Below are 5,334 nucleotides of genomic sequence, written 5' to 3' on the forward strand. Positions count from 1 at the left end.
GATCATTGAAAACTAAGCAGGGATGGCGGTTGAGCGGTGCTCGACTGACATTTCTAAATGTCAATACAATACATATAACCGTCTATTACTTATTACTAAGTAGTAGATACTTTTTACATAGAAGCCAATGATTTTATATCTTGGGCTATGTGATCAAACACCAATTATGGAGAGTTTGATCCTGGCTCAGAGTGAACGCTGGCGGCGTGCCTAACACATGCAAGTCGAACGATGATTGGAGAGCTTGCTCTTCATGATTAGTGGCGCACGGGTGAGTAACGCATAGGTAATGTGCCCCTTAGAGGGGGATAGCCACTGGAAACGGTGATTAATACCCCATACTCCTTCTTACCATAAGGTGAGTCGGGAAATGTTTTTCGCTAAGGGATCAGCCTATGTCCTATCAGGTAGTTGGTGAGGTAATGGCTCACCAAGCCAATGACGGGTATCTGGTTTGAGAGGATGATCAGACACACTGGAACTGAGACACGGTCCAGACTCCTACGGGAGGCAGCAGTGAGGAATATTGCACAATGGAGGAAACTCTGATGCAGCAACGCCGCGTGGAGGATGACGCATTTCGGTGTGTAAACTCCTTTTAAGAGGGAAGATTATGACGGTACCTCTTGAATAAGCACCGGCTAACTCCGTGCCAGCAGCCGCGGTAATACGGAGGGTGCAAGCGTTACTCGGAATCACTGGGCGTAAAGGGTGCGTAGGCTGACTTTTAAGTCAGGCGTGAAATCCAATGGCTTAACCATTGAACTGCGCTTGAAACTGGGAGTCTAGAGTTCAGAAGGGGCAGATGGAATTAGTGGTGTAGGGGTAAAATCCGTAGATATCACTAGGAATATCAAAAGCGAAGGCGATCTGCTGGGATGATACTGACGCTGAGGCACGAAAGCGTGGGGAGCAAACAGGATTAGATACCCTGGTAGTCCACGCCCTAAACGATGAATGCTAGTCGTCGGGGAGCTCGTCTCTTCGGTGATGCACTTAACAGATTAAGCATTCCGCCTGGGGAGTACGGTCGCAAGATTAAAACTCAAAGGAATAGACGGGGACCCGCACAAGTGGTGGAGCATGTGGTTTAATTCGAAGATACACGAAGAACCTTACCTGGCCTTGACATGGTAGGAACCCTGTAGAGATACGGGGGTGCTGGCTTGCCAGAGCCTACACACAGGTGCTGCACGGCTGTCGTCAGCTCGTGTCGTGAGATGTTGGGTTAAGTCCCGCAACGAGCGCAACCCTCGTCCTTAGTTGCTAACGGTTCGGCCGAGCACTCTAGGGAGACTGCCTTCGCAAGGAGGAGGAAGGTGAGGACGACGTCAAGTCATCATGGCCCTTACGGCCAGGGCTACACACGTGCTACAATGGGGCGTACAGAGAGCTGCGATACCGCGAGGTGGAGCCAATCTCTTAAAGCGTCTCTCAGTTCGGATTGTTCTCTGCAACTCGAGAACATGAAGCTGGAATCACTAGTAATCGCAGATCAGCTATGCTGCGGTGAATACGTTCCCGGGTCTTGTACTCACCGCCCGTCACACCATGGGAGTTGATTTCACCCGAAATCGGGATGCCAAACCGGCTACCGCTTACGGTGGAATTAGCGACTGGGGTGAAGTCGTAACAAGGTAACCGTAGGAGAACCTGCGGTTGGATCACCTCCTTTCTAAGAGTAACGACGAGTCATTCATTTGACTGCGTCATCTTAAATCTCACAGAGTATTGTCTTGACTGTCATCTCCTGCTTAGTCTTCAGTGATCCAAGAGTTATTTGACATAGCTGTATGGGTTTGTAGCTCAGCTGGTTAGAGCACACCCCTGATAAGGGTGAGGTCGATGGTTCGAGTCCATTCAAACCCACCATGAATCACTTATGGGGAATTAGCTCAGCTGGGAGAGCGCCTGCTTTGCACGCAGGAGGTCAGCGGTTCGATCCCGCTATTCTCCACCATAGTGTGAAGCGATCGGATAAGTCTGATTCAAGTACTTAGAGTGAGTATTTGAATTAGACTTTGAGATATAGGTCTAGAGTGTTATTTGAATTATTATTGTTAAGTCGTCAACTAAATATATAGAGCAATCTATAAATTTAACGTAACTACAAACATTTCACCGTTTTATTCTTAATAAGGCGGTGAGCGCGAATTAGAAAAAGATATTAAGGGCCATAGGTGGATGCCTTGGCTGGTAGAGGCGATGAAGGACGTACTAGGCTGCGATAAGCCTCGGGGAGCTGCCAAGAAGCTTTGATCCGGGGATTTCCGAATGGGGCAACCCACTGCATCGAGAGGTGCAGTACCCTTAGGGGGGCGAACTCAGGGAAGTGAAACATCTCAGTACCTGAAGGAAAAGAAATCAAACGAGATTCCCAAAGTAGCGGCGAGCGAAATGGGATATAGGACAAACCGATGGCTTGCCATCGGGGTTGCGGACTGCATACGGCATTCAAAGTCGATAGAAGAACCATCTGGAAAGTTGGGCCATAGAGGGTGATAGCCCCGTACTTGAAATTGACAATGAGCTAGCAGGATCCAGAGTAGGTCGGGACACGTGTTATCTTGACTGAAGCCGGGGGGACCACCCTCCAATCCTAAATACTACTACCAGACCGATAGCGAACCAGTACCGTAAGGGAAAGGTGAAAAGAACCGCGGTGAGCGGAGTGAAATAGAACCTGAAACCTATGGCTTACAATCATTCAGAGCCCTATGATTTATCAGGGTGATGGACTGCCTTTTGCATAATGAGCCTGCGAGTTGTGGTCAGTGGCAAGGTTAAGCAAACGCGAAGCCGTAGCGAAAGCGAGTCTTAATAGGGCGTTTTAGTCACTGGCTGCAGACCCGAAACTAAGTGATCTATCCATGAGCAGGTTGAAGCTGGTGTAAGAGCCAGTGGAGGACCGAACCGATGGGCGTTGAAAAGCCCCCGGATGACTTGTGGATAGGGGTGAAAGGCCAATCAAACTTAGTGATAGCTGGTTCTCTCCGAAATATATTTAGGTATAGCCTCGAGTCGTAACATGAAGGGGTAGAGCACTGACAGGGCTAGGGCTGCTCACCGCGGTACCAAACCCTTTCAAACTCCGAATACTTCATGCGTAATCTCGGGAGTCAGGCGGTGGGTGATAAAATCAATCGTCAAGAGGGGAACAACCCAGACTAACAGCTAAGGTCCCTAAGTTACATCTGAGTGGAAAAAGATGTGGAGTTGCTGAGACAATCAGGAGGTTGGCTTAGAAGCAGCCATCCTTTAAAGAAAGCGTAACAGCTCACTGATCTAGCGATTCTGCGCTGAAAATATAACGGGGCTAAGATGTACACCGAAGCTTTAGATTCTCTTTTAGAGAGTGGTAGGAGAGCGTTCCAAACAGCGTTGAAGGTATACCGGTAAGGAGTGCTGGAGCGTTTGGAAGTGAGCATGCAGGCATGAGTAGCGATAAAAGCAGTGAGAATCTGCTTCGCCGTAAACCCAAGGTTTCCTACGCGATGCTCGTCATCGTAGGGTTAGTCGGGACCTAAGTCGAGTCCGAAAGGGGTAGACGATGGCAAATCGGTTAATATTCCGATACCGACATTTGTTCGTTTGAGTGATGGGGGGACGCATAGAGTTAATCGAGCTCACTGATGGAATAGTGGGTCGAAGGACGTAGGAGGTAACACAGGCAAATCCGTGTTGCAATACTCCGAGATCTGACAGGCTCTTCAAGGACTTCGGTCTGCGAGGAGAATCGATGATACTGTCGTGCCGAGAAAAGCCTCTAAGCGAGAACAGATGTCGCCCGTACCGTAAACCGACACAGGTGGGTGAGATGAGTATTCTAAGGCGCGTGGAAGAACCCTGGTTAAGGAACTCTGCAAACTAGCACCGTATCTTCGGTATAAGGTGTGCCCGCTGTAGGTGAAGGAACTTGCTTCCGGAGCCGAAACGGGTCTCAGCAAAGAGTCCCTCCCGACTGTTTACCAAAAACACAGCACTCTGCTAACTCGTAAGAGGATGTATAGGGTGTGACGCCTGCCCGGTGCTCGAATGTTAAAAGGATGTGTCAGCGCAAGCGAAGCATTGAATTGAAGCACGAGTAAACGGCGGCCGTAACTATAACGGTCCTAAGGTAGCGAAATTCCTTGTCGGTTAAATACCGACCTGCATGAATGGCGTAACGAGATGGGAGCTGTCTCAACCAGGGATCCAGTGAAATTGTAGTGGAGGTGAAAATTCCTCCTACCCGCGGAAAGACGGAAAGACCCCGTGCACCTTTACTATAGCTTGACATTGCTATTGGGATACTCATGTGCAGGATAGGTGGGAGCTGTTGATATTGTCACGCCAGTGGCAATGGAGGCATCCTTGAGATACCACCCTTGAGTATTCTGATAGCTAACTCGCATCAGTTATCCTGATGGAGGACACTGTCTGGTGGGTAGTTTGACTGGGGCGGTCGCCTCCTAAAAAGTAACGGAGGCTTACAAAGGTTGGCTCAGAGGGGTTGGAAATCCCTCGTAGAGTATAATGGCATAAGCCAGCCTGACTGTGAGACAGACAAGTCGAGCAGAGTCGAAAGACGGTCATAGTGATCCGGTGGTTCTGAGTGGAAGGGCCATCGCTCAAAGGATAAAAGGTACGCCGGGGATAACAGGCTGATCTCCCCCAAGAGCTCACATCGACGGGGAGGTTTGGCACCTCGATGTCGGCTCATCGCATCCTGGGGCTGGAGCAGGTCCCAAGGGTATGGCTGTTCGCCATTTAAAGCGGTACGCGAGCTGGGTTCAGAACGTCGTGAGACAGTTCGGTCCCTATCTTCCGTGGGCGCAGGAGAGTTGAGGAGAGCTGACCCTAGTACGAGAGGACCGGGTTGGACGTGCCACTGGTGCACCGGTTGTTCTGCCAAGAGCATCGCCGGATAGCTACGCACGGATGTGATAACCGCTGAAAGCATCTAAGCGGGAAGCCAACTCCAAGATGAACTCTCCCTGAAGTTCCCTTGAAGACTACAAGGTTAATAGGCCGGATGTGTAAGAGCAGTAATGCTTTCAGCTGACCGGTACTAATAGAACGTTCGTCTTTTTTTATGCTCACCGCCTTATTAAGCATAAGCAGTGAAATGAATGTAGCTACGATGACGACTTAACAATAACAATACCTCGCATTACACTTGCACAGCCCGCAAGGACAAGCTCACCTCGGTGACCTTCTCCTTGCGTGCTCTGGTGGCTATAGAGAGGGGGAAACGCCCGGCCCCATTCCGAACCCGGAAGCTAAGACCCTCTTCGCTCATAATACTGCACCTTTCAGGTGTGGAAACGTAGGTCGCCGCCAGGCCGCAAGATT

At 49.9% G+C, this 5,334-nt stretch carries 2 tRNA genes and 3 rRNA genes; all 5 read left to right on the plus strand.

The window, feature by feature from the left end:
- The first annotated feature begins 163 nt into the window (after nucleotides 1-163).
- Nucleotides 164-1,675: ribosomal RNA gene (locus AB1763_00240) — 16S ribosomal RNA — on the plus strand.
- A 120-nt stretch (nucleotides 1,676-1,795) separates the two neighbouring features.
- Nucleotides 1,796-1,872: transfer RNA gene (locus AB1763_00245), tRNA-Ile, on the plus strand.
- Between the two features lie 12 nt (nucleotides 1,873-1,884).
- Nucleotides 1,885-1,960: transfer RNA gene (locus AB1763_00250), tRNA-Ala, on the plus strand.
- A 197-nt stretch (nucleotides 1,961-2,157) separates the two neighbouring features.
- A 23S ribosomal RNA gene (locus AB1763_00255) occupies nucleotides 2,158-5,075 on the plus strand.
- A gap of 134 nt (nucleotides 5,076-5,209) precedes the next feature.
- Nucleotides 5,210-5,325, plus strand: a 5S ribosomal RNA gene (rrf, locus tag AB1763_00260).
- The 16S, 23S and 5S rRNA genes sit together here with 2 tRNA genes alongside, the layout of an rRNA operon.
- Nucleotides 5,326-5,334 lie beyond the last annotated feature (9 nt).

Source organism: Campylobacterota bacterium, assembly GCA_040752835.1.
Taxonomy (GTDB): domain Bacteria; phylum Campylobacterota; class Campylobacteria; order Campylobacterales; family Sulfurimonadaceae; genus Sulfuricurvum.